Origin of the sequence: Mycobacterium sp. (assembly GCF_049281135.1) — a bacterium.
Lineage (GTDB): Bacteria > Actinomycetota > Actinomycetes > Mycobacteriales > Mycobacteriaceae > Mycobacterium.
On the sequence record NZ_JBAPRN010000450.1, the window covers coordinates 1 to 2,431 of the forward strand.

Annotated in this window: 3 protein-coding genes; 1 reads left to right on the forward strand and 2 read right to left on the reverse strand. The window is 65.9% G+C overall.

Annotated features, from left to right (window positions below; translation table 11 throughout):
• Positions 1–324: TetR/AcrR family transcriptional regulator (locus tag WAN02_RS18225; protein WP_422265650.1), on the reverse strand; the 324-nt coding region annotated here is incomplete at its 3' end.
• The gene (locus WAN02_RS18230; RefSeq protein ID WP_422265651.1) at positions 325–1,560 is read right to left on the reverse strand and encodes a cytochrome P450; all 1,236 of its coding nucleotides are present in this window, start codon (positions 1,558–1,560) and stop codon (positions 325–327) included.
• Positions 1,561–1,745: 185 nt separating this feature from the next.
• Between WAN02_RS18230 and WAN02_RS18235 the strand changes: the two genes are divergently transcribed.
• The coding region (locus WAN02_RS18235; RefSeq protein ID WP_422265652.1) for a patatin-like phospholipase family protein at positions 1,746–2,431 on the forward strand (686 nt) is incomplete at its 3' end.

The window sequence follows — 2,431 nt, forward strand, 5'->3', positions numbered from 1 at the left end:
GGCTGAGAGCGAGGGGCTTTCGCGGACCAGGCGAAGCGTGGTGACGATGCCCGCGACCAGCCGCTCCCGCGGGTCCTCGATGTCGTCGACGTCGATCGACTCGGAGAGCCGATGGGTTTCGCGGGCCACGTAGGCAGTGCGCAACGCCTCACGGTTCTCGAAATAGCGGTACAGCGTCGCGCGGGAACATCCTGCGGCCTTGGCGATCTCGTTCATGCCCACCGAACCGGGATCGTGACGGGTGAACAACTCCTCGGCGGCATCCAGGATGCGATCGGCCGCCACCTCGGTGCGACGTTCGGCGAGCCAGTCGTTGGCCGCCATCTACGACGTGACCTGGAGCGGGACCGATAGCGGACGTCGCACATAGCTGCCGCCGGCCCAGACGATGCCTGTCTCGTCGACCTCGAAATCAGGGCAACGCGAAAGCAATTCGCTCAGTGCTACCCGCGACTGCATGCGGGCCGCGGCTGCACCCAGGCAATGGTGTGCGCCGTGGCTGAATGTCAGGATGTTGCGCGGGCAGCGGGTGACGTCGAGTTCGCCTGCGTCCGGCCCGTATTGGCGCTCGTCACGGTTTCCCGAGCCGTAGACCAGCAACACTCGGCGGCCGGCCGGCACGGTGGTGTCGCCGATCGTCACGTCGCAGGTGACGGTACGGGCCAAGGCCTGCGCCGGTGAGGTGAGCCGCAAGAACTCGTCGACGGCGTCCGGGATGCCTTCGAGGTTGTCCACCAACAACTCTCGCTGATCAGGCCGCTGGTGGAGTAGCGGCATCGACCCGCCGAGCATCCCGGTCACGGTGTCGTTACCGCCGGTGACCATGGTGAACGTGAAGCCCAATATCGATAGGACCCCGGCGATGTCGCCGTCGGCGCCGACCCCAGCGGTGACCAGGTGGGAGATGGTGTCGTCCTCGGGATCGGTTCGGCGCCGCTCGATCAGCTGGGTGAAGTAGGCCATCATCGACCCGACCGCGTCGCCGACGGTTTCCAATGCGCCGGCAACGCCGCCGTCGGCGGTGTTGGCCGCCACAATCGCCTGGGTCCAGCCGTCGAACTGTGTCCAATCCTCCTCGGGCACTCCGAGATAGTGCGCGACCACCATCGACGGCAGCGGCTTGAACAATTCGGCGACGATGTCGCCACCACCGTTCGCCCGCAGTCGCTCGATGCGCTCGACGACGAACTCGCGTACCTTGGGCTCCACCGCCTCGACCTGGCGCGGCGTGAATCCGCGTGACACCAGCTTGCGGAACTCGGTGTGCGCCGGTGGATCTTGCATCACGAACGGCGGATTGTCCTTCAGCCCAATCATTTCCAGATCGCCGTAGTTGACGGTCAATCCCTTGGCGGAGGAGAACGTCTCGTGGTCACGCGCCGCGGCCCAGATGTCGGCGTGCCGGGTCAGCACGTAATAGTCGTCCGCAGGCCTGTGCACCGGTACGACGTGGTGCACCGGATCGTGATCGCGCAGTGCGCGGTACATCGGCCACGGGTTGCGCCAGGTCTCGGCGTTGGCGAGCTGGAAGCGAGGCTCGTGAGACAAAATAGATGTCATGTCTTATTGATACGACAATCAGCCATGCGTGTCAACGGTCGCGGGCCTCGGGGATCCGTCGATCTGCCCGTGACCAGGACCCTCATCCCGGCGCCGGAAAGCGGCATTCGCTGGACAGCGCGCGGAACTTCGGCCTGTACTTAGGTCACATCCTCACGGGTTACCGGGAAATCACGGAGGCAGGCATGGCGAAGGCGGGCGGTCGGGCGAGTCGTGGCAAGACACTGGAAGAGCGAGCGCAGGCCGGGCCGGGCGCGGATCTCGTTCTCGAGGGCGGGGGAGTCAAGGGGATCGGCCTGGTCGGGGCCGTCCTGACCCTGCATGAGGCGGGTTTTGTCTTCCCCCGGATCGGAGGCACGTCGGCCGGCGCCATTGTGGCCGCCCTTATCGCCGCATACCAGGTCAAGAAAGTCCCGCTCACCCAGCTTCAGACGGACATGGCCGAGCTGGACTACACCCAGTTCATGCAGAAGACCTGGGCCGAGAAGCACCTGGGCCTACTCGGGAACGCCACCGCGCTGCTGAGCCACCAGGGCCTATACGCCAGCTCCTACGTCCAGGCGTGGCTCACCTCGAAGCTGGAGCCGCTGGGCATCCGCACTTTCGCTGACCTCAAGATCACCGGGGACGAGGGCACCGGCCTGGCCCCGTACCAGCGCTATCGGCTGGTCACCCACACCTCGGACCTGAGCCGCGGCGCCCTGGTCCGGCTTCCCTGGGACCTGCCCTACTACCTTCTGAGCGGCAAGGATCAGGGTGATCCGACCCGGCAGATCGCGGCCATCGACAGCTACCCGATCGTGGACGCGGTCCGCGCGTCGATGTCGATCCCGTTCTTCTTCCAGCCCTTCGAGCAGAAGACGGCCCTGGG

Excerpts from the sequence above, each read along its gene's own strand:
- WAN02_RS18230 (WP_422265651.1), bottom strand. The coding sequence starts at position 1,560 with ATGACATCTATTTTGTCTCACGAGCCTCGCTTCCAGCTCGCCAACGCC.